The sequence below is a fragment of the Sphingobacterium sp. UT-1RO-CII-1 genome, from assembly GCF_026711005.1.
Taxonomy (GTDB): domain Bacteria; phylum Bacteroidota; class Bacteroidia; order Sphingobacteriales; family Sphingobacteriaceae; genus Sphingobacterium.
Genome location: NZ_JAPPVJ010000004.1, coordinates 94,376 through 117,562, shown reverse-complemented (window position 1 = coordinate 117,562; position 23,187 = coordinate 94,376). Strand labels below are relative to the sequence as shown.

Genomic DNA, 23,187 nt, shown 5'->3' with positions numbered 1-23,187 from the left:
ACCACAGCGCTGTGATATTGGTAACAATTACCCTAAAAGAATTATAAAATGAGAATATTATATATAGCGGCTCTATTTGCAACACTCTTAATAGGCTGCAAAAAAGACACCACAGAGCCCATTCTAGGTCGCTTGGACGACCGCTTGCAAGAGTCTCTTAGCCATTATAAAGAGTTGCTAAGTTCCAACACCGAAGGTGGATGGACCGGTACTTTAAAAACAGGCTCTGGGCAAAACTTTGAATTCAACTTTATTTTTGATGAACAAGGTAAGGTCAGCATGGCCTCGGACATGTCACTATCATCAATGGCCGAAAGAAAAGAAAGCACCTATGCTTTACAAGCTATTCAGGTACCATCGTTAGTATTTGACACCCACAACTATATCCACGAGCTCGCAGACCCTCGTCCAGAGGCTATGGGCGGCAAGCGTGGACATGGTTTAGAGGCAGATTTTGAGTTTGAAATTATAAAATACGAAGATGACGTCTTACATCTTAAAGGTATCAAATACAAAAACGAATTTAAGATTGCCAAGGCTGATATCGCCTATACTGACAGGTTTAAAGAGTCGCTCGAAAAACATAAAAAAGCCACCGAACTCTTCACCAAGTACAAGGTATACCCTTTCAAATTAGCGAATGGTAGACTTGCTGATTTTAAAGTTTTTGACGACGACCTCGATCTATACCTCATTGTCTACAACCGTAATAACAAAGGTACGCCTCAGTATCAAACAATTCCTTACGAAATTGACGAACAGGGCATACATTTTACAGAAATAACCGAGGGCAACACCAAACTTCAAGATTTGCTTATCGACGCTTCCAGCCAGGAACTTTTCACTAAAATGGATGGTCAGCTCATGAGTACAAACACCACCAACCCGCGCGACTTCATCGGTATGAACAGCGAAGGTAAACTATGGCGTTACTTTGACATGCTCTCTTATCTAGATTTAAAAGGCCAGGAGAACAATGGTTTTATAAACATGATCAAAGATGTCAGAGCCAACTTAAAAGGCAAAGGGGTAGAGTTTGACTACGCTTATATCGACCTCTACACTTTGGGCAACGTCGATTATCTCTACTTCTACCTCGATATGTACCAAAACGGCACCTATAGAAGAGCGACTTGGCAATACCAGCTCGAGATGACTGAATACGGCTTCAACATCATCGATGATGGATGGATTAGCTTAGGCATCGGTGCAGACGGCACACACCTGGCACCAATAACGCAATACTTCAACCAAAAGAATTTTGAACTTGTCTGGAACCCTGGTTTTCAATCAAGCTTCTTATCGACAGGTTTTGCGCCCATCAACGCGCCTACTGATATTGCATTTGGAGGAATGAGCACATTAGATTAAATTGTTTAGTAAGTGTTTATATAAGTCAAAAGGGTTATGCTTTATACAAGCTAACCCTTTTTTCATTCGGTTACTAGCCGACACAGCCGTTCATCAAACTACATAAAAACTCCGGCGTCTGTTTTCACTTCTTTCTTCTTCGTTTCCTTCAGTTCAATCAGCAGCTTGTCTGCATTGTTAAGCTTATTATTCCATATCTGCACCTGCTCACTACCTTCTACATAGATCCTGCTCTCCTCAACTTCTTGGTGTGGCAACGGAAATGCTGTTGTCGTCTGCTCTACTTTATTGTCTTTAACAAGCAATCCGCTCGTGCTTTTTGCCCGTATCCAAAATGGAGCAAACAACTGAAAGTCGTTATTTATAACCCGAATATTGCGGTGCACAAAATGCCCTTTCACAAGCTCTTTATTCTCGGGTTGTATGGCAATGGCGTAGCTATTACCCGGCAAGTTGTAGCCGCAGTCGACAAAACTATTGTTCTGTATAGTCACGTCGTTCACCGCCCCCGACTCGAACCAGCTATTCACATCTCCCGCTATTAAAATACCGTGCATACCGGTGCGGTAAAAGACATTATTTTCTATCCATACCCTACGCGGCGTGGACACCAGCACTCCACGTGCGTTGGTGCGTTCAAAACGATTCCCTCGGATATCGACTGCCGGTGTCCAGGTCATATTCTCTAACACATCGCCCACTTTCGTCCCTTTGGGCAACGAAGAGTCCAGTCGTAGCCTAATTTTTGTCAACGAAAGTGCTTCTGCGCTTACCACCTGCATTTCTCCGAGCGGCTTCATACTCTCCTGCGTCACGACCCGAACAGTATCCTGCACCTGAAATGCATCAAAACCATAAGACTGATGGTGCTTAAACTCCACCACCACCTCATCGGCAGCCAATACGTCCACTATCTGCAGGTACGTTCCGTGAATATTTATGGGGTCATCGTGCAAACCCTTAAAATGACAGTTGTGCACTTTGATAAGCCCCTTACACCCTGAAAACTGCATACCGTCTGCAAATGCTGCAATAGACCTCCCTTGGGTCGGTACAACCTTGATATTTTCATAATGTAAATCTTCAGAAAACTGTGAGGTAATCCCTATACCGTGCATATACTGCATATTCAAGTTCTGCAAATGCACATTTTTTGATCGGTAAATAAAAGCGCCTACCTGATCCCTGACCGTATTGCGCATACTCAGAATCTCACCCACTTTATAATTAGCCTTCATTGCGCCATCAAACCGCAACTTATTTGGCGCAATTTCACTCACTTTTGCCTGTACTATAGGTCTATAATCACTGTATCGGCTAATGCCCGTCAAGGTATCTATAGTAATCGTGTGTAAATGATCGCCTGGTGTCCAGCCCTCCCCATACCAATACAACTTATCTTTTATCAACGTATACGATGATGTCGGGTGCACATCGGCCAGCATGTGGTCTTCAGACAGCTCCACAACCGTCATTTCAGACATGGTAGGGCGCTCGAAAGTAAAACTCAGGTTCTGTATGCGGATATCTTGGCTGCGAATAGTAGAAAAAGAAGTCATCTTGCCGTGCATAACAAACAGCGCTCCATTCCCCTCTATCGTCAGGCCTTTCATATCCTCTACCAAAAGTGCTATATATTTTGTCTTATCCGGCCACTCTGTCTCTGACGAAGAGTTTGTGATATAGAGTTCTCGCTGAAAAGCCTCTTTTTCCCAAAAGTCATAACGCCCGGGTTCAAAAACAATTTTACTGGCCGACTGTTCTTTCGCCACTTTCATCAACCGCTGCACAGCTGCCGACATATCTTTAAACGTATTCGGAAGTACACCATAATCTTTAGCTTCCACGACTTGCGCTACAACCGTCCCTGTATATCCAAAAAGACAGAAGACAACAACAATAATTTTAAAAAAATAGGTCATATATTATTTATTTACAATACCATATAAAAAACCGCATAGGGACAGATATACCCTACACGGTTTGCGTATTACTACGTCTAACAGGTTGTTCAACACATTAATTTATCGTATAGCTATAATCTGACTTTACCACCACCTTTTGAACTTTAGGCACCATACTACCTTCACGATCTACGTCCTCTTCCAAAAAGATATCAGCTGTCGACCCCACAAAGCCCTTAATTCGCAACAGCAGGGAATTATCTTGCAAAGCTTCCTTATGTCTATTTAAGCCCAATATCCAGCTAGAACCATCGTGGTACCGATCAGTAAAAGGCTCCGATCCGATATAAGCCGTTGCTACATCCCCTTCAAAATCCACCTCCAACCTTAGTTCATTTGTCAGCTTATTCAAATCCGGCACTTTAATTTCGAAAAGCCCCAAATGCTCTTCCTCCGCATAAACTGCCGGCATCGCTTTGCCAGCTAAAACAGCTACTGCTTTCTTTTCCCCATTGCTCCATGTTTCGTCCGTATTCCAAAGTTTACGCACCCCATTTTTATACAGCACTTCAACCTGCGCAACTACTGGATTGGATTTTACGGCCGACTGAAACCTCAATTCATTTTTTCCAATTATAAACTGAGGTTTCAAATCAATCTTATTGTATGTGCCCAACGACTCTACTTCCAGCTCCACTCCATTTAAGAAAAATTGTGTACTGCCTTCACTCTTAAAGCGCAGCACCACTTCTTCAACCTCGGACAAAGACTTTGCGTCAAAAACCCGTTCAACAACATGCCCATCGACAGACTGTATCCATGATGCACCATGCATGGGCGACAAGACCGTAAAGCCAGAGCTTGCATCTTGCCTAGTCATGTTCGCATAGTTTTTGTCCGTAAAACCATCTGCTGTATACATAGCTAATTGTTGGTCAGGTTTCTCATCTGTTATTATGAGCTTATTATCATCCACCACTAAAGATGACTTCGTGATAGCCACAAAATCAAAACCCGCAACTTCACCTTTCCAAATATAATCTGAATCCTCTTCAGTCAGGGTGACAAGCTTTACAAGTGTACCATCGTTTTTCTCTATCGTAATCATAGACGACCTACCTGCTTGGACTTCATCTACAAAATACCCCCCTTTCTCTTTAGCAACTTTAGCCCCATTTGCCGACACCGCCTTCACCTGTTTGCTGTCAATCAGGTATTCTGTAGCTATCTGGTCATCCTCAAAGAAAAAATACGTCTTTACTCCATTACTTTCATGTACTGTAATAGGCTGTGCTGTGCCATATTTTAAATTCACACCATCCATATTCAAATTAAATGGCCATAAAAAATATGATTTATTAACGACGGTCACAGGTTGGCGGGGTATAGTTAAACTTTCATTACGGAGCTTCAACTTAAACTGCACACCCTTATAGTCATTCCTATCGTAGCGATAAAGATGATTGGATACAAATAGGTAACCTTTAGAACCATCTGTCCGCACCGCCCATTGTAAATTATCCCGATCTTTATTTGTTATGGGTAGATACGCTACCAAAGGAGCTAATTCTGGGCCAAATTCATTCATAAAATAATTCAGCTTCTTGGTTTCTTTCATTACTGTTCCTAGCGTACCAAACTCACGTATAGGCGCCTGGTAGTCGTAGCCAAAGTACGGGCCAATACCATATTTATTCGTCAGCCCCCTCGGGTTTGTTCCGCCCACATACATATAATATCCCATGAGGTTAGCTCCCGTTCCTAAGCGTAAGCTGATATTCTCCCCGGCCATACCTTCATCTACTACTGGCCTTCGCTTATAAAATGTAGGAGAGCCCACACCGATTTCACAGGTGAAAAATGGCGAATCATTCTTCGAACCATCAAAAGACTCCACCCCTCCTTCTACCTTAATAAGATCTGTCCCTATATTATCAGACAGTCTATTGTAGGTAAAATATTCAAAATTTGTGGGCGGCGTCATTTTACCATTATTCGTCACCCAAGGCGTTTCCAGATAAAAACCTGCATAGGGCACAATTTCTCCTTTCGGATACTCACTGTCCATCCAATGCGTCATCGAATAGACTGGCACATCAAACCCAGCTTCTACCGCCATGTTTTTAAGATTCATTAAATGAGAGATAACAATGCCCGGCTTCACAAACTCATTTTCTATCTGTAATGCCATAATTGGTCCACCATCTTTATGCAACAGCCCCTGCACCTGTTTATAAACTTTTTTATACCATTGACGAGCGTGATTCAAATAAATTTCATCATTACTTCTCGTTGATAACGATTTATTATTCACTATCCATTCCGGAAGCCCTCCATACTTTATTTCGGCATTACAATATGGCCCTGCCCGAAGATGTACTTTCAAATCCAATTCGGCGCAAAGCTCTACAAATCTTCGTAAATCACGATCGCCAGACCAATTTTCCACTCCTTCCTCCTCTTCATGAAAACTCCACATAACATATGTAGATACCATATCGATACCCGATGCTTTCATTTTCAATAAAGCATCGCGCCAATAACGATGATCCATACGTACATAATGAAACTCACCCATAACGGGAAAAATGGGTTTACCTCCCTCCTCCATATACAAGTTATTCACCCTAATCTCTTTACCTTTAGGCCCAGGGTTACCTAAATCCAAATACGTTAAAGGTGTATTTCCCGACTTACGTAAGTCCATATCATACTGGGCAAACCCTGTCGACGCATATAGTAAAGATGCAACCGTTATATATAAATATTTACGCTTCATTTTCTGATATCATAATCTATTATCCTATTACTCTACTATTTCGAGCTTAATAGGTGTGTTTCAAAATTAAATTCTTATCCGTACACAAATGCATACTATATTACCCCATCATCCAGCTATATTAACTTCCCAGGCTTGTCGGCATCTATTGTCACTTCACTACCTGCAGAGATGGTCATCATAACCCTCAGTTAATTTACAGGCTGAATAACATAAGGCGTATTCGGAGGTAACTCCAATAGTAATTGACGATCTAAGACAGGCAACTCCTTATCATATACTGTCCCTTCTTTTGACACCCGATACAAAGACACCTGCTTCACATCCTTCCATTCTATAGGCACCTGCTTCACGACAGACGCTCCGCTGTTACTATACGCTACCCATGCACTATCTTTCATCCATGTTACAGGAAGAAAAAGTGTATCCCCTTTACGCAATAGGTTACCTTCCTTTGTAATCGTACTATCCGCTAAATTGACCAACACATTATCTTCAAAACGAGCCTCCCTAGCTCTACCTTCACCGCTAACACCTATCCTTTTCAATTTATTTAGAAAAGAATACTGCATAAAATTAAGATAGAAATCTCTAGAAAAATTTGCCATCCATACCGTATCATGTATAAATTTTCTTTTCCGCGGAAAGACAGTTTCACCATAGATACTTGTACCGAACAAAAACTCTAATCCAAAATCACTCTTTTTCAAATCTGGGTTAAAATGCGCCCCCGTAACCAGGTATGCAGGCTGCTTTAAATAATTGTCTTGTGTTTGCCCATTAAAATGCCAATAATAGGGCACACGCCCAACCATATACGGCATTACCCATTCAGTTGTCGGGTCAATACCATGTGCTAACCAATAATCAGCCACTTTCTTCTGGTATTCCATATCCACATCTTCTCCTTCTTGATGTCCTTCACTAGGCCTAGCAAGCCATGCATCTAAATGAATAGAACCTGATTGTTTAAGCTCAGGTATCATAGACAATAATGCGTCTATTCTTTTCTGTGCCCACCCCGACTCCCACTCTCTTTTATAATTAATATGGTAAGCTTTCTTACCATTATAGTTACCAATAACTTTCAATCTTCCATTGCCTGTTTTAGCTATAAGATCTTTTTCCACATAGGTATGCCATAGGGGGCTATCCTCGTAAGCATCCGTCATATTAATATGTAAACTAATAGTGGTATTATACTTCTTTGCCTCGCGAATCAACCAACGTAAACTTTCCAATGCTGTACGATCTTCCTTTCTCTTCAACCCCTCATTCACGCCAAAAAATGCTGGATATCGATCATCATGCCCGTTATATTGCCATCCCACTAAATAAATAATTTTAGGGACTTGAAGCGTCATGTTGTCCGTGTATTTAACTACGCTAAGCACATCTTCGAATTTCAAAGAAATATCGGATCCTCCCTTACCATCTGGTTTTGCTAAAAACATTTTCATTACCAACGTTTGGTCATAGTGATGTCGCCAACCCGAAGGAGCCGGGTTTTGTGCTATAATAAAAAAGGGGAAGAATATCATGCACAAAATGGATCCGATATGCATTTTAAAAACCATTATTCATTTTTGAATGATACAACATTTACTGTCCAATCTTTAGACTGTCCATTTGCAGCCGTAACCCTATATTTAAGTGGTTTAGTTGCATCCGCCGGATCACCGGGTTTAGCCGTTCCATCCAACGGTGTCATCGTTGCTGCAGTAGAAATTGTATAATAGAACCAGATTGAATTCTGCTTAACAAGTGTTTTTTCTTCTGCTGTAAAGTCGGCTCCACTTCCTGTTTCGGCTTCTGGAATTATGACGGTCACATCAATAGTGCCGCTGGCTTCATCAATCTTACTATTTACTGTCAACCCTTTCATTGTAATAATGGGTTCTCCATGCATTGTCTTAATTCTGCTTTTAAACCTATGCTCTGCATTCACGACACTAATAGAGTTCCCATCAAACAAGGGATATTCCGGCAGGTCTTTTTTTAGACAAGATGAAGCTAATACACTTAAAAATAGCACACCTAATAGTTTTATATTTTTGAATATTTTTGTCATATCATATTTATTTTAGGAAACATTAGAATTCCATATATGTAATTACGTCCTGATTGTTTATATAGCCATGCCTACATAGATTCTTGATGCGTTCCTTGTTACCAATTCGGATTTTGAGGTGCGAAGTTTGCATTATTATCTATAAATGATTGCGGTATAGGAAATAAGTAACGTCGCTCCGGTTTAAAGACACGTTGATTATATGCGTTATTAAACGGTCCTGTAACTATTGCAAACGACTTCCTATCTTTGGAAATATCTAATACGCGCATAGGCTCCGTCAGCTCTACTATTGTTCCTCCGGACGGCAGCCCATTGTTCGCATCATTTCCGTACCTCCCCCATCTTAATAAACTATAGTAATAATCATTTTCGCCAACAAGCTCTACCCTCCGTTCTGTTTTATAATCCTTCCATGCCGCACTAAGATCACCTGCTAATGACGCAGGTAGCTGTCCATGTTCTACTCTCGTTTTATTAAAATTAATGCGTGCATTTGTCAGATCGTTTTTCAGTAAATATGCTTCTGCAAGATTAAGGTACACCCTTCCCAAACGCATAGAGACATAGTGATAATCTGTAGTGACGGTATTCAAAAACGAAGGTGATACATTACTATACATTCCTTTTCGCCAATACATATTGGTAGCTGTAGCCCCCCAGTCTCCACCATTAATGCTGATCCATCTTCCAGCGTTACCACGCATGGTCATCGTCATCGTTTGTTCATAAAAGATGGACGAATCACTTAAAATTGAAGCTTTCCAACGTGCGTCACGATTTTCATTTGTTAACGTCCAAAGTGTCTCTTGACTTCCCGCTTTTATTTTTCCCTGCACCACCACACTTTCGTCTGCTGCCTTGGGTACTTTATCATGTGGAAAGCCAAGCCTGCTATGCGGAATCATTACACTTACCCCCTCATCAACCGCAGCCTTATATTGCGAAGTCTGGTTCCATTGCAATGCTTTATTCGGTTGCGCTTTATCAATAGTTAAATACGCGTCTGCCAAATTTTGTGATGGGAAGTGTTCTGGCCAACACTCAAAAGGCACGGGCTTATTGAACAACGGCGAGCCTTCAAATTTATTTATTTTATCTACCGATATATTGGGCATACTCAATTGCATCGGGGTGTTTTGAATAACTGTATTAATTGCTTTTTTATATACCGCAAAAATAATTTCCGGCGAGGTACTCTTGGTTTGATTAAACATCCCTTCATAATCTGTCTCTATCTCATAGCCTCCTTCTTTTATCACCAAATTAGCATTGGTAATAACCTTATCCAACAGTGGGTCGTTCGGATCAACATTCGCTGCATTCGGGTAGTTTTTATACGCCAAGGCCTGTAAACACACCTCCGTCAAAAAAGCGGCGGCAACATACTTATTAGCTCTACCGGCTATTTTTGTAGTCGGTAAATCAGCTACTGCATCCTCTAAATCCTTTATTATATAGCCATAAGATTCATAAGGGTTCGCTGTTGTTGGCAGCAATAGCTCGTCATCCTCTTTTAATACCTTATCTATCCATACAATACGACCTATTTTACGGGCAACATCATAATAGCTCATCGCCCTTAAAAACTTCCCTTCTGCAATCAAAGGTTTTTTATCTTCTTCTGATATTCCTACAGATTCGGTTACTTTCTGGATAATCATATTACTCCGACGTACTTGCGCCCAATTATTAAAGCCTGCGTCATAAGTATTATCGACAATTTCTCGAAAAACATTAAAAGCACTTCTTGCTGTCCCGTCATTTGCCTGTATGTTGGACGTATACACATCTTGCCCTGGCCCCGTGTTATAACGTTCCATGATACCATAAGATCCAAAAATAAATGTCTCCGCATTCGCTTTTGTACTCCATATGATATCCTCACTTATCCGGTCATATGGCTGGACATTCAAGACATCTTTACACGAAGAAATCAGCAGCAAACATCCGAGTGTTAGTATATAAATATTTAGTTTTTTCATTCCAATTTCATTAAATATTTTCATTCAATTGATCGTTACAAATACGATATTTTCAATTTATCTACACCTTATCAGTCTAGCAGACTAAGCGGGTATTCAGTAGTTACTATTTTAAAATGTTGCGTTCACACCAATAGCAAAAGTCCGTTGTATCGGGTATTGATAGTTACTGACGTCTGACTCTGGATCTATAAAGAACTTTTTACTATTTGAGAATGTTAATAGATTCGTTCCTGATAAAAACATTCTCAATTGTTGAAATGGTGCATTCTTCAAAAGAGTATGCTTAAAATCGTAACCTAACTGTAAATATTTCAATCGTAAATATTTAGACTGTAAGAGGTAAAAATCGCTTTCCGCCAAATTATTTCTACTATTCACACTCGCATTTGTCACTGCTCTTGGATATAAAGGAGCGGTATTATCCGGGCGCCAATAATCAGCTTGGAAGTCATATGGAAATCTACTAACCACATCAATATCACCTTGCAATACACCACCAAGATAGCGATCTCTGCTACCCGCTCCCTGTATCACGGTACTAAAAGAAAACCCTTTATAGCCAAGGTCTACTGTAAGCCCATAATTACTTCTCGGGAAGGTGCTACTTCCAATCCTACGATTATCCGCGCTATTAATCTGCCCATCACCGTTTGCGTCAAAATATCGCAAGTCACCTGCCGCAAAGCCTCCTCCTGCTACGTGTGCTCCGGTTAGCAAATCACTATTGTTCGTATAAAAACCTAAGTTTTGATAACCATTTCCATAAAAACTACCCGGTATTCCTGATTTTCTAGTATATGGATTTTTCAAATCAGCCTCCGTTTCATCAGGCGTACGTGCCCAAAGCGAATTGGAATACGTATAATTAAGACCGATACGATAAGTAAAATCCCTAATTTTATCGCTCCAATTTACATTGATATCATACCCTTCCGTCCTATACTCGGCATCTTCAAAATTAATACGTGGCAAACCTATACCCAGCGTCTGCGCAAAACGAGGGTCCCCCACTACAAATCCAGATCGTTCGGTATAATAGTAATCAAACGAACCATTCAATTTGCTATTTAAAGTTCCAAATTCCAGCGCTATGTTTCTACTTTTGATTTCTTGCCAGGAATAAGTAGCATTAGGCAAGCTTTCCGGTTCGGAAGTTCCTTGCACCATATTCCCATTTATTACCCAAGCTGTAGGGTTGATTGAGTACGCAGGCACATATTGGAAAGCATCGATGTTTTCTCCGCTTGCAAAGTCTTTCTTATCTCCCAATACACCGAACGAACCTCTTAGTTTCAAAAAATCAATAATGTGCCTTTCTTTAAGCGATTGCATAAATGGTTCATCTGATAGGATATAGTTTCCAGAAAAAGCATAGAAATTTCCCCACTGACTTTTTGGAGGAAACAGATAATCACCATCCCTCCGAAGTGAAACTTCGACCGAATAACGGGATTTATAACCATACGACAAACGACCTAAATAAGCAGCACGTGCCTCCTCGCCCTCACCGGCCGACACACTTTGATCCGTAGCAGGACCAGCAACCATCTGATCGTAAATAATCTGGTAATTGACCCTACTTCCTCTTATATTCGATGCATCACCTTCTTGTTGCTCATATACCCCCGTAAAATCAATTTCATGATCACCAAAACGCTTATTATACATCACATACCCTTGTAAGGTTAACATTGCACCTTCTCCTTGCCCAACTGTCAAACTAGGTGCGTTAGCATTAACGGGAGTCGTACTTCCGAGCATATACCCTGGTGCAAGGTAACTCCACATTTTACGCGTGTTATTGTAGGAGTTATAGGTCCCATTAAATTTAAATTTTAATCCTTCCAAGAAATGAGCAGCGTATTCTAAACCCAGGTTTACATTTAGCACCTTTGCTTTCGCTTTGTTGTAGCCTGACTTTGGGTCAAGTTCGCGGAAAGGGTTATCAGGATGAGTAGAAGGGAGTCCAAACTCATTCATTGCCAAAGCATTTGTAGGGACGTTCTGAATATGCGAGTAAATCGTATAATACGCTCCATTAGGATCATCAAAGCCAACATTTCCTTGTGCCGGGACAGCGTTATTCTCAATAAAACCATCGAACCCTGTCGTGGCCGTCAAATTTAATTTTTCAAATGTACTTGTCGTATTTAAACGATAGGTCATCCGTTTATTATAATTATTATCCGTTTTAAGAATAGACCCTTGATCATAATAAGAGAGTCCTCCATAGTACTTCAACAATTTCGTTCCCGATGTTACAGATAAGTCATGCCGCATTTCTGATGCAAAATCTTTCATAGTCAACTTCTGCCAGTCTGTATTCGGAAAGTTATAAGGGTCAGAACCTGTACGGTATTTCTCAAGATCCTCATCTGAAATGTAAGCAGCTCCTGTTTCATCCTTATACAATCTATTGATCATCGAAAATCGATCGTACGAACTAACCCTCTTCGGGAATAAGGTAGGCTGCGAAAATATTTGATTGTAAGCATAGCTCAAACTCATGCGACCTTCTTTACCTTTTTTTGTACGCACCACCACTACCCCATTCGCTGCAGACACACCATAAAGAGCTGTTGCCGCTGCATCCTTAAGGATGGAAAGGTCTTCAATGTCGTTTGGATTAAGGTTAGAAAAATCATTAGATGACCGAATAACATCATCAATAACGTATAAAGGTGTTAATCCGCCACGGATCGAAATACTACTTTTAGACCCGGGCGCACCGCTACTTGCGGTTACAATAACGCCAGGCAATCGACCTGCAATCCCATCGTTAACTGATTGTACCGGAATAGTCGCCACATTAGTCATATCCAATGTCGCAATCGCACTGGTAGTTTTTCTTTTCGTAGTTGTACCATAAGCTTGTACGACCACCTCGTCCAACTGAGAAATCTCCCGTATCAGCGTAATATCCATAAACGCATTACTGATTGCCACTTCCTGTGTAATATACCCCAGTACCTGCACAACCAATATTGCTCCTTGTTTTGTTGTTTTTAACTGAAAAACCCCATCCTGGCCCGTTGTTGTTCCATTTGTCGTTCCTTTTTCCAAAATAGTTGCACCTGCCAGGCTTTCTCCCTCTTCATTAACAATTTTTCCATGCACTATAGCCTGATTAGCTTCCGGTTTCTTTTTAGGAAAAACGACAATTATGCGGTCTTCAATTTTGTATTCCAGGTCCGTCTCCTTTAGAATTACATTTAGCGCATCATTAACGTTAACTTTATTGACAGAAACATTTTTCTTACTTAAAGACTCAATCAGGTCAACATTATAAAAAATATCATAACCGCTTTGCCTCTCAATTTCTTTAAAGACATCGCTCATTGATGCATTTTTTAAATGCAAATTGATGTTTTGGGAATAAACCTCTGCCGAAAGAGACAATGAACAAAACAGCAAAACAGCAACTATTATATTCATAACTAGCAATTTTCTACAGTTAATAATCGTCCTAGACCAAAAATTAGGCAATAGATAATACGATTTCTCGTATTGAATTTTAAAATTCATACTTTTGTTTGTTGGGTTTAAAAAATTGATTAATTCTTCCTAACATTTAACGGGTGTGGTACGAACACATCCGTTTTTTTATTTTTTAAGTCTTCATCTCTAAATAATTATTCGTTTGTAAATCTTCTATATGGAACTCATGAGTTCGCAAGCTCGGTTAAGGAAACATGAGAATTTCATATTTATGGTTTAACGGTTATTAAATTCTCTTTCATTTCAATCTGAATACCTCCTGTTTCTCCTAACAGATTTAATGCTTTTTCTAGTGCGTATTTTTGCGGTATAATGCCCTGGAACCTCAAGTCCGGTATTGTCTTCCAATCAACCTCCACATTATACCATCTGGCCAAATCTTTTAAAATAACTTTAAGCGCTACATTATCATAAGCAAACTCGCCCTTTGTCCAGGAGAGAATCTCTTTTTCGGTTTTAAAACGCTCCAACTCTATTTCTTTAGATGCTCTCTCCAACCTAATCTGTTCCCCTGGGCTTAAGATATATTCTTCATTTGTTTTTCTATCACGTTTCCTCACGGACACCTTACCTTCTATTAATGACGTTTTAATCACTTCATCGTCTTTATAGTTTTTAACGTTAAATCGTGTACCGTAAACCTGTACTACCTGATCTAATGATTTCACAAAAAAAGGAACATCCTTATTACTCGCCACATCAAAATAAGCTTCGCCATCTAACTCTACCGTTCGCTGTTTTTCTTGGTATAGCAATGGGAAATAAAAATCAGATGCCGAATTAACCGTTACACGAGTACCATCGGCAAGCTCCACCATAACGCATTGCCCCGGAGCAACAGTTAACTTTAAAGAGTTATATGCGAGAGAGTCCCTAGCTTCAGAAATAGATTCGACTACCTTTAAATAGTTCTTAGACAGCTGCAACAACCGAACACTTCCTACTCTCAGTAACTCTCTCTGACCAAACACAACATTTGACAGATGCACCTCTGGATAGATAGCATTAGATAAAACAGATGTGTAATTAGATGAAAATACGTCAAGGTTTTCATCATCATTAGGTAAATAGCTTCTGTAAAAAAAGAAAAGAAGCAAAACTGCTGCTAACGTTGCTGCATAATGCCATGCTTTAATAGTTCTAATAAAATACTTAGGGTGTCTTTTCTCCTGATGGATCAGTTTCTCCAAATACAAATCAACGGTATCAAAAGATTTTTCTCTTTCCGAAAAGAACAAATCATTTCTCACGCTTTCTTCTTCTACTTCATAAAAATCTTCTAGTAGCTTATCAAAAACTTCTCTATTATTTTCATCTTTAAAATAAGACAATAGTAAACGCAAGTCTTCTTCAGAACATTTATTCTGAAGATATTTGTCAAACAGTATTTTTATATCTTCTTTACGCACAGGTTTGTTTTAAACTTCAATTGATTCGTCTATACTTAATAGACGCCTACTAAAGAAAAACCAACTACGTAAAATATAAAAAAAGAAAAAAAGATAAATATTCAGGTTCCCAATTTGCTTTGAGTATGCGAGAAGCCTTGACGATATGGTTATTTATGGTTGCTGTAGAAATATTCAACATCTCCGACACCTCTTTGTAGCTGCGTCCTTCGATCTTACATAAAACAAATACTTCTCTACATTTCTGAGGCATCTTTTCCAGAACTAATGCAAGCTTACCTTCCAATTCTTTATAAGCAATAGTTTGCTCGACAGAAGCTGTCTGAAAAAGTGTTGCTTCTAAGATAAACTCTTCTATTTTTTTGGAGTCGTTCGCTATTTTGCGGAAATGATCGTATACCGTATTTCGCGTAATAGTATATAGATAAGACTTAAAATTAGTAACCGAATTGGCTGAAGCCCTATTCAACCAAACCTTCATAAAAACATCTTGCAATATTTCCTGTGCTTGTTCATGACTTTTCAACAACTTATAGGCCCCTGCATACACTTTCTCTCGGTAAGCTTGGTATAAAGCTGTAAAAGCTTTATCGTCACCAGAGGAGAGTTTCAACAATAAGTTTTGCTCAGTCAAATTAGCATTCATGAAACGTGTCGTATTATGGTTTAAGATTTACACACTGTCAAATATTAGGTACAATGATAGCAATTTATTTATTAAAGTTTTCTCTTCTCAACATAGCTTTGACTTTTTTACAAAAAAAACAGCATTACTGTAAAGAAAATTTAAAAGATTTTGTTTCGTTAAAAAAAACATCAAAACACCTTTCTGATACTTGAAAACACAAAAAAGATTCTCAAAATTGATAAAAGCTAACTATATAGCCTTTCATCTACATGATTACATTATATATGATTTTTATGTATGTTTGTTCTATAAACCGATTAATATTAGAAAGCATATAAATTTTTGAGTCAAATGAATAACCAAGACCTTTTTGACTTTTCAACACTGTACAAGGAACATTGGGAAAACCTATTTAAACAAATTATCCGCATATTACCCGATGAGGATGAGGCTTCCGATGTCGTGCAACAGACATTTGTTGACCTTTGGGACATACGTGAAAAACTATCCGAGATCCGTTCTATTCGCTCTTTCCTTTTCATAATGGCCAGAAATATAGCTTTCAAACGCTTAAAGCAATCACTTAGGGAAGAAACATATCGAAACAATTTTGCAAATAACTACTCTTCAACAGAAAGCCTAGTAGACGATTGGTTAGTATACAAAGAATTGAGCACTTTGATCGATCATGAAGTTGAACATCTTCCTTCAAAGATGAAAGAAATGTTTATTCTTAGTAGATTTGAGGGGCTAAGTTATGCTGAAATTGCCCAACGTCTTGGTAAGTCTGATAAAACGGTAAAGAAACAGATAAGCAATGCTATCAAGATACTTAAACTAAAACTCAGCGCTAAATATTCTACTCCACTTTTACTTATTTTATTTTTTTAATATTTTTTCTACTACCAAGTGTCTTTTAAAAGCTCTTACTATTATAGAGCAATTAAAAAAACCTTATGAGTGACGCAGAAAAATTCAAAAAAATATTAAGAGATTACGCTGAAGAGAAACTTTCTCCAAGCGATGAAAAAAAAATTGAACACTTAATAGTTAAACATGCTGCTAAGAACCGTTGGGAATGGGAAAATGAGAGCCACAAGAAACAACTAGAACAAAAAATAATAAGCGGTATTGAGCAAAAAATCAGGAAAGACAAACCCAAAAAGACACGTCTATTCTATTATTCTACAGCCGCAGCAGCTATTTTGGTAATAACGTTCGGGTTATTTTGGAAGATAGGCAAAACACCTTCCGATGAAAACACCGTCATACTAGCACAAGCAAAAGAATTGAGCAGCGAGCAGATAATAGTTCAAAGCTCAAATGGTGATATTACAGAATTAGCCTCTGAAATCAATATTTTAGACTTACAAAACAGTTCAGTTCTTGACCAGCCCAAACCTAACGCCACAACAACTATACAAATACCGCAGCAAAAACAGTTAAATTTAATACTACCTGATGGCACCAAAGTGTGGCTGAATGCAGGAACTAAATTTGAATTTTCCTCCAAATTATCCAAGGAAGACAAAAGGATCGTAAAAGTTGATGGAGAAGCTTACTTTGAGGTCACATCCGACAAGCAACACCCCTTTATTGTAAACACTCACCACTCAAATGTAGAAGTCACGGGTACACAGTTTAATATTAAATCCTATGCAGGTGAAAATTTTGTAGAGACAGCATTAGTAGAAGGCCAAGTAAGCTTCAACACCAATAATAAAACATACAAAATATCACCTGGTCGCAAAATAACGGCGCACGTGGACAAACAAACAATTCAAGAAACAGCCTTTGATATAGCAAGCGAAACGTCCTGGAAAGATGGCTATTTCACATTTAATCAGACAGACCTATTCGATGTTATGTCACAAGTTTCAAAATGGTATAATATCACTGTAAAAGCCAATAAATATATTAATAAAGTAAAAATAGGAGGTACTTTTCCAAAGGACTTACCATTAACAGATTTACTAAAAGACCTCTCTTTATTGAGTAATGTTGAATTTAAAATCGAAGGAAAGGAGGTGATTCTAATAAGATAAAACAATACTCAAATATAAAAAATCAGGAATGCTACCAACACTCCTGATCAAATGCCCGTAAAGACATGGGTTCAAACATAAGTTATCTCAATTTTTAAGTTTTAAACCTAAAACAAATGTATAAAAATTATATTGCAAATGAGGGCATTATCAAATCCCCTCACCTTAAAGTGTTGATTATGCTTAAATTCATAATAGTACTCATTCTGCTAGGTAGCACTCAGCTGAGTGCTAGTATAAAAGCACAAGTAATCAATCTAAATAGCCAATCGGTCCATATAAAAGAAGTCATAACCAACTTAGGCAAACAAAGTGGTTATCATTTTCTATACTTAGAAGACGATCTAAAATCTGTTGGGAAAATATCCGTTCAATTAAAAAACTCCGACTTAAAAACAGCTTTAGATGAAGTGCTAGTAAAAAACGGGCTTAGCTTTTCTATATCGGGCAATAGGATATTAATTGAACAAAATAAAGCGCAAAAAAAAGCAAAACCAGAGAGCGTTCCTGTCATTAAACAGCAGGAAAAGGTTCAAGGAAAAATTAAAGACAAAAACGGTCTTCCCTTAGCTGGTGTAACAGTCCGTTCATCCAATGGACAATCAACTTCCAGTGATGAAGATGGTCAATTTTCCATATCGTCTAATAAAGCTGACAAAATAATTTTCGAATTCATTGGTTATGAAACTCAAACACTGACACTGGATGACAGAAAGAGTTACGACATCACCCTGTCAGAAATTATCGACCAACTAGACGAAGTGGTTGTGGTAGGTTATGGCACACAGAAAAAGGCCAATCTGACAGGCGCAACAGCTACTGTTCAGATGGATAAAACGCTGGGTAACCGACCTGTTTCATCACTATCTGATGCTTTAGTTGGTGCTATCCCTGGGTTACAAATCACCAAAACAGCAGGAGAGCCCGGAGCCAGTAGTGACCTTACTATAAGAGGCGCTACAGGAACAATAAATGGCAACGGTGGCAAACCACTAATTCTCATTAATAATGTCGAAATGGATCTAGATCTAATCAACCCTGAAGATATTGAATCTGTAACTGTGCTTAAAGATGCAGCCTCTGCTGCGGTTTACGGCGCTAGAGCTGCTTTTGGTGTTATACTGATAACCACTAAAAAAGGCCTAAATGATGATAGATTTCTACTAGATTTTTCTACAAACACCTCTCTTTCAAAACCCTATGATCTACCCAAAAAAGCTACACCTTTTCAAACAGTCAAAATGTACAAAGATGCCGGTTTAGCTTCTTATGTGGGCGGCGAGAATATTGACCGTTGGCTCGAACTTTTATCCGATTATGAAAGTCAGCCTTCAATAGCTCCCGAAGGGCATCTTTTAGAAGATGGCGTCATGTACAATCTTGCTAACCGCGATATGTTTAAAGATATGATGCAGAGTGCTGGTGTGTCTCAAATCAACAACCTATCTGCCTACGGTGGCAACGACAATATATCATACAGGCTTGGTCTGGGTTATAACTACGATAATGGTGTCCTTATTACTAATAAAGACTCTTATCAGCGCTACAATGTATCAGCATTCGTTCGCTCACAAGCGTTAAGCTGGTTAATTCCTGAACTTGATATCCGGATGGCATCAGGCATAAAAAAATTCCCAACTTCTGATGTCCCTTATGGTATATGGACAGGAGCTGTTTCTTTTCCGAGCTATACTCCTATTGGTGAAGCCTTGTTAGATGGCAACCATTATCCATATTTCTCGCCTCGTACTGTTATAGAAAACGCTTTCCCCACCACCAACAAAGCAAATAATATCCGAGCTTCTGGGAATTTATATATTAAACCTTTTAGGGGCTTAAATATTACGACACAATATACCATTGATAAAAAGTTTGGAGAAACAGACTCTTTTAATCCCATTTGGTCTTATATCCGATATGAAACCGGTTTACAAAAATCAACCACGGCGGAAAATCAGAAATTTCAACACGTTACTGATAATACAGTATATAGTGCTTTAAATATATTTGGTGATTATAGTGCAACTATAGGTGATCACAATATGAAATTCATGGTTGGTTTTAACCAAGAACACTTTGATTGGTCAGAACATCTTATATATCGCACCAACATCATTAACCAAAATCTACCATCTATATCTGGCGCTGTTGGCGAAACATTTGCTGACGACTCATTTTCTGAATACTCCATCCGTGGTGGTTTTTATCGGATTAACTACGATTATCAAGGCAAATATCTTTTTGAAACCAATGCTCGTTATGACGGTTCGTCAAAATTTGCAAAAAAGTCTAGATTTGGCTTCTTCCCCTCATTATCTGGCGGTTGGCGTTTAAGTGAAGAGTCTTTTATGCGTTTTTCAAAGAAGATACTCTCTGAAATGAAAGTCCGTGCGTCATGGGGAAATATCGGCAATCAGAACATAGACCCTTATGCTTACATTCCAGGTATGTCCACTTACAACCCTGAGTGGCTTGTTAACGGTAAGTTAGTGTATTCTTTAAAAATGCCTAGCCTGGTTAGCCAATCCTTCACATGGGAAAAAGTGCAAACCACAAATTTAGGTTTAGATTTGGGATTTCTTAACAATAGTGTCAACCTTGTTTTTGATTGGTATCAAAGAGATACAAAAGGTATGCTAGCAGCCGGCGCAGAGCTACCTGCCGTCTTGGGCGATGAGGCTCCTTTACAAAACTCAGCTGATTTAACTACTAAAGGCTGGGATCTAGCGATAAGTTACAGAGGTCAATCTGGTCAACTAAAATATACGATAGGTGCAAATTTATTTGACAGTAATACAAAAATAACCAAATTCAATAATGCGTCAGGGCTACTTACTCAATACTACGTTGGACAAAATATTAACGAGCAATGGGGGTATATTACTGATCGTTTTTACCAAGATTCTGATTTCGAACATGGCAAACTCAAACCAGGAATACCTGCTGTAGAAGGTTATAGCCCCAATCCGGGCGACATCCTCTACGTTGATCTCAATGGTGATGGAATAATTAATGCCGGACAGAGCACATTAGATAATTCGGGCGACCGCGTTATTCTTGGCAATAGAACCCGTAGATTCCAATACGGAATTAATGGCTCATTAGACTGGAAAAACTTCACCTTCTCATTTATAGTCAATGGTATTGGCAAGCGTGATCTATGGTATAATAATGAGCTTTTTTGGCCATGGCAAAACGAGTATAGCACTTTAATGTCCCATCAAATTGATTATTGGACACCTGATAATAAAGATGCTTATTACCCTAAAGTTTACGAAAAAGCAAAAGGAAATTCAGAAGCTAATCGTCTCATACAGACAAAATACAAATTAAATGGAGCTTTCTTTAACCTGAGAAATATTAGTTTAAGCTACAAAGTACCACTTAATAAGCAAGACAAAAATCTACTGCGGATGCTGACAGTATTTGCTGGTGTAGAAAATGCCCTATCCTTTAATCATCTTCCTGACGGGATGGCCCCTGAAGCTAGCAGCAGAGGTGGCGGTTGGAATTATCCGTTTATGAGACAATATTCGTTCGGCCTGAAAGCTGGTTTTTAGAACCATTCTTTCTAACTCGTAATTAGGTATTAACGCTATAAATCTATTAACTATGAAAAGGTTTAAAATCAAAACAATATATACTTTTATATCAAGCTTACTCATCTTCCAGTCTTGCAACAATGAATTTCTAGACATTCTGCCTAAAGATCAACAGACAGAAATGACAGCTTTTATTACTTCCGAAAATTTTGAAACATTTGCATTAAGTCTTTATGATATATTTCCGGGATACAACTCAATAGATTTTGACGATGATGTAAATGGCGGCAATTTTGTCAAACTATCTGCTGGAGGCGAAAGCCCCTGGTCTATGTCACGTGTTATCATTCCGTCAAGTGATGGTGATTGGGACTTTAAGTTTATTAGACAAGTTAATCTTATGCTTAGTAAAATTGATGCTTCCAACATGACTGAGTCTGAAAAAACACACTGGAGATCGGTAGGATATTTCTTTCGTTCCTATCGCTACTACATACTCTTATCTAAATTTGGAGAAGTCCCATGGATCGAACATGTGCTAAATGAAAACGACCCAGCTCTTTATACGAAAAGAGACACCAGAGACCTCATTGCTCAGAATATATTAAGAGATTTACAATATGCTTCTGAAAATATTCAAGACAAAAAACCAAACACAATAAACAGTTCTGTTGTTCATGCGTTCATCTCTAGATTTGGTCTTTTTGAAGGTACTTGGAGAAAATACCATAATCTTTCCGATGCTAATACTTATCTACAAGCAGCTCGTCTTTCTGCCGAGCGAGTATTACAGAAACACCCTCATATTTCGTCAAACTACGACTTGCTATTCAATTCAGAAAGTTTAGCCAGTATGCCAGGAATATTATTGTATAAAGAGTATGCTAGTCCGTATACTATGCATTCACGTACTCGAAGTGTCCGCACGGGGGAGGCCCGTGTCGAAGCTACTAGAGCATTGGTAGACTCTTATTTATGCACCGATGGACGCCCTATTAGTACGAGCCCTTTATATGCTGGTTTTCAAGATGAGTATTCAAATTTTCGGAATAGAGACACAAGATTATATACAACAGTATGTCCTCCTTATCGGACTGGGAGTCCTAATTCAGGGAGCTATTCCACATGGGAGCGTTCGCCTAACCCACACGATAGCGAATATATTGACCTGATTAACCATGCTGAGTGGAAAGGTGCCAAATCTTTACCATATTCTAACTTTCGCAACTTTTACTCTGGACGCAATCCTAATCTTCGTAGTTCTACAAATGGTTATCATAACTGGGGAGCTACAAACATGGGTTACTTCATGTGGAAATTCTATAATGAAACTACAGACGCTTCATCTGTTGGCACCAACACTACTGATGCTCCTATTTTTAGAATAGAAGAAGTGATGCTCAATTATGCGGAGGCCTCTTATGAACTTAACCAGTTTACTCAAGACATAGCAGATATTACTATCAATAAACTTAGGGAAAGAGCCGGAGTGGCGGCAATGACTTTATCTTTAATTGATCATCAGTGGGATAATCAAAGAGACAGTAAGGTTGCTCCTATTTTATGGGAAATTCGCCGAGAACGTAAAATAGAACTTGTTGGTGAAGGTTTTGCTTTTAACGACATTCGCCGTTGGAAGACAGCTCCTGAAACCTTAAACAAGAAGCCATTGGGCGCTTATATCGACAAATCAGAATATGGTAGCGGCGAACTATTAAAAATACAAGATAAAAATGGGAATACCCTCACACAGGGCTCTGGCTTCCTATGGTATTTTAATACACCAACAGGTTTCTTAAGCCACTATTACCTCTACCCGTTACCTACAAACCAATTGGTTTTGAACGAAAATTTGGATCAAAATCCGGGCTGGAAATAATTTAAATTAAACCTTAACCTCCTTGTTTGCAACTGCTAAAGAAAACAAACACTTTAAAAGTAAAGACAAGGAG

Annotated in this window: 13 protein-coding genes; 5 read left to right on the top strand and 8 right to left on the bottom strand. The window is 38.9% G+C overall.

The features are described 5' to 3' along the window. The first annotated feature begins 48 nt into the window (after positions 1–48). Positions 49–1,371, top strand: a complete 1,323-nt coding sequence (locus ORI89_RS10270; protein ID WP_268230388.1) for a DUF4302 domain-containing protein — start codon at positions 49–51, stop codon at positions 1,369–1,371. Between the two features lie 98 nt (positions 1,372–1,469). Here the strand turns inward: ORI89_RS10270 and ORI89_RS10265 are convergent, their stop codons facing one another. The 8 genes from ORI89_RS10265 to ORI89_RS10230 all read right to left on the bottom strand — a co-directional run bounded on the left by ORI89_RS10265 (position 1,470) and on the right by ORI89_RS10230 (position 15,666). Continuing rightward, positions 1,470–3,293 (bottom strand): right-handed parallel beta-helix repeat-containing protein, encoded by a 1,824-nt coding sequence (locus ORI89_RS10265; protein WP_268230387.1) that lies wholly within the window; start codon positions 3,291–3,293, stop codon positions 1,470–1,472. Positions 3,294–3,390: 97 nt separating this feature from the next. Beyond that, positions 3,391–6,054 (bottom strand): beta-galactosidase, encoded by a 2,664-nt coding sequence (locus tag ORI89_RS10260; RefSeq protein WP_268230386.1) that lies wholly within the window; start codon positions 6,052–6,054, stop codon positions 3,391–3,393. A 191-nt stretch (positions 6,055–6,245) separates the two neighbouring features. Next, the gene (locus tag ORI89_RS10255; protein ID WP_268230385.1) at positions 6,246–7,619 is read right to left on the bottom strand and encodes an endo-alpha-N-acetylgalactosaminidase family protein; all 1,374 of its coding nucleotides are present in this window, start codon (positions 7,617–7,619) and stop codon (positions 6,246–6,248) included. 11 nt (positions 7,620–7,630) lie between these two features. After that, entirely contained in the window at positions 7,631–8,125 is a 495-nt protein-coding gene (locus ORI89_RS10250) for a DUF5018-related domain-containing protein (RefSeq protein WP_268230384.1), read from the bottom strand. Between the two features lie 98 nt (positions 8,126–8,223). After that, the gene (locus tag ORI89_RS10245; protein WP_268230383.1) at positions 8,224–10,110 is read right to left on the bottom strand and encodes a RagB/SusD family nutrient uptake outer membrane protein; all 1,887 of its coding nucleotides are present in this window, start codon (positions 10,108–10,110) and stop codon (positions 8,224–8,226) included. A gap of 111 nt (positions 10,111–10,221) precedes the next feature. Then, entirely contained in the window at positions 10,222–13,548 is a 3,327-nt protein-coding gene (locus ORI89_RS10240) for a SusC/RagA family TonB-linked outer membrane protein (protein WP_268230382.1), read from the bottom strand. Positions 13,549–13,820: 272 nt separating this feature from the next. Further along, positions 13,821–15,020: a FecR family protein gene (locus ORI89_RS10235; protein ID WP_268230381.1), complete on the bottom strand. Its 1,200-nt coding sequence runs from the start codon at positions 15,018–15,020 to the stop codon at positions 13,821–13,823. A 64-nt stretch (positions 15,021–15,084) separates the two neighbouring features. Then, complete coding sequence (locus ORI89_RS10230; protein WP_268230380.1) at positions 15,085–15,666, bottom strand: RNA polymerase sigma factor; 582 nt, start codon at positions 15,664–15,666, stop codon at positions 15,085–15,087. 333 nt (positions 15,667–15,999) lie between these two features. On the opposite strand from ORI89_RS10230, the gene ORI89_RS10225 reads away from it, so the two are divergent. From ORI89_RS10225 to ORI89_RS10210, 4 genes are all read left to right on the top strand, one after another. Then, positions 16,000–16,539, top strand: coding sequence for an RNA polymerase sigma factor (locus tag ORI89_RS10225; RefSeq protein ID WP_268230379.1), 540 nt, complete (start codon positions 16,000–16,002; stop codon positions 16,537–16,539). A 65-nt stretch (positions 16,540–16,604) separates the two neighbouring features. After that, on the top strand, positions 16,605–17,693 hold the full coding sequence (locus ORI89_RS10220) for a FecR family protein (protein WP_268230378.1): 1,089 nt from the start codon (positions 16,605–16,607) through the stop codon (positions 17,691–17,693). A 116-nt stretch (positions 17,694–17,809) separates the two neighbouring features. Further along, complete coding sequence (locus ORI89_RS10215; RefSeq protein WP_268230377.1) at positions 17,810–21,253, top strand: TonB-dependent receptor; 3,444 nt, start codon at positions 17,810–17,812, stop codon at positions 21,251–21,253. A 52-nt stretch (positions 21,254–21,305) separates the two neighbouring features. Beyond that, complete coding sequence (locus ORI89_RS10210; protein ID WP_268230376.1) at positions 21,306–23,114, top strand: RagB/SusD family nutrient uptake outer membrane protein; 1,809 nt, start codon at positions 21,306–21,308, stop codon at positions 23,112–23,114. Positions 23,115–23,187: the final 73 nt, after the last annotated feature.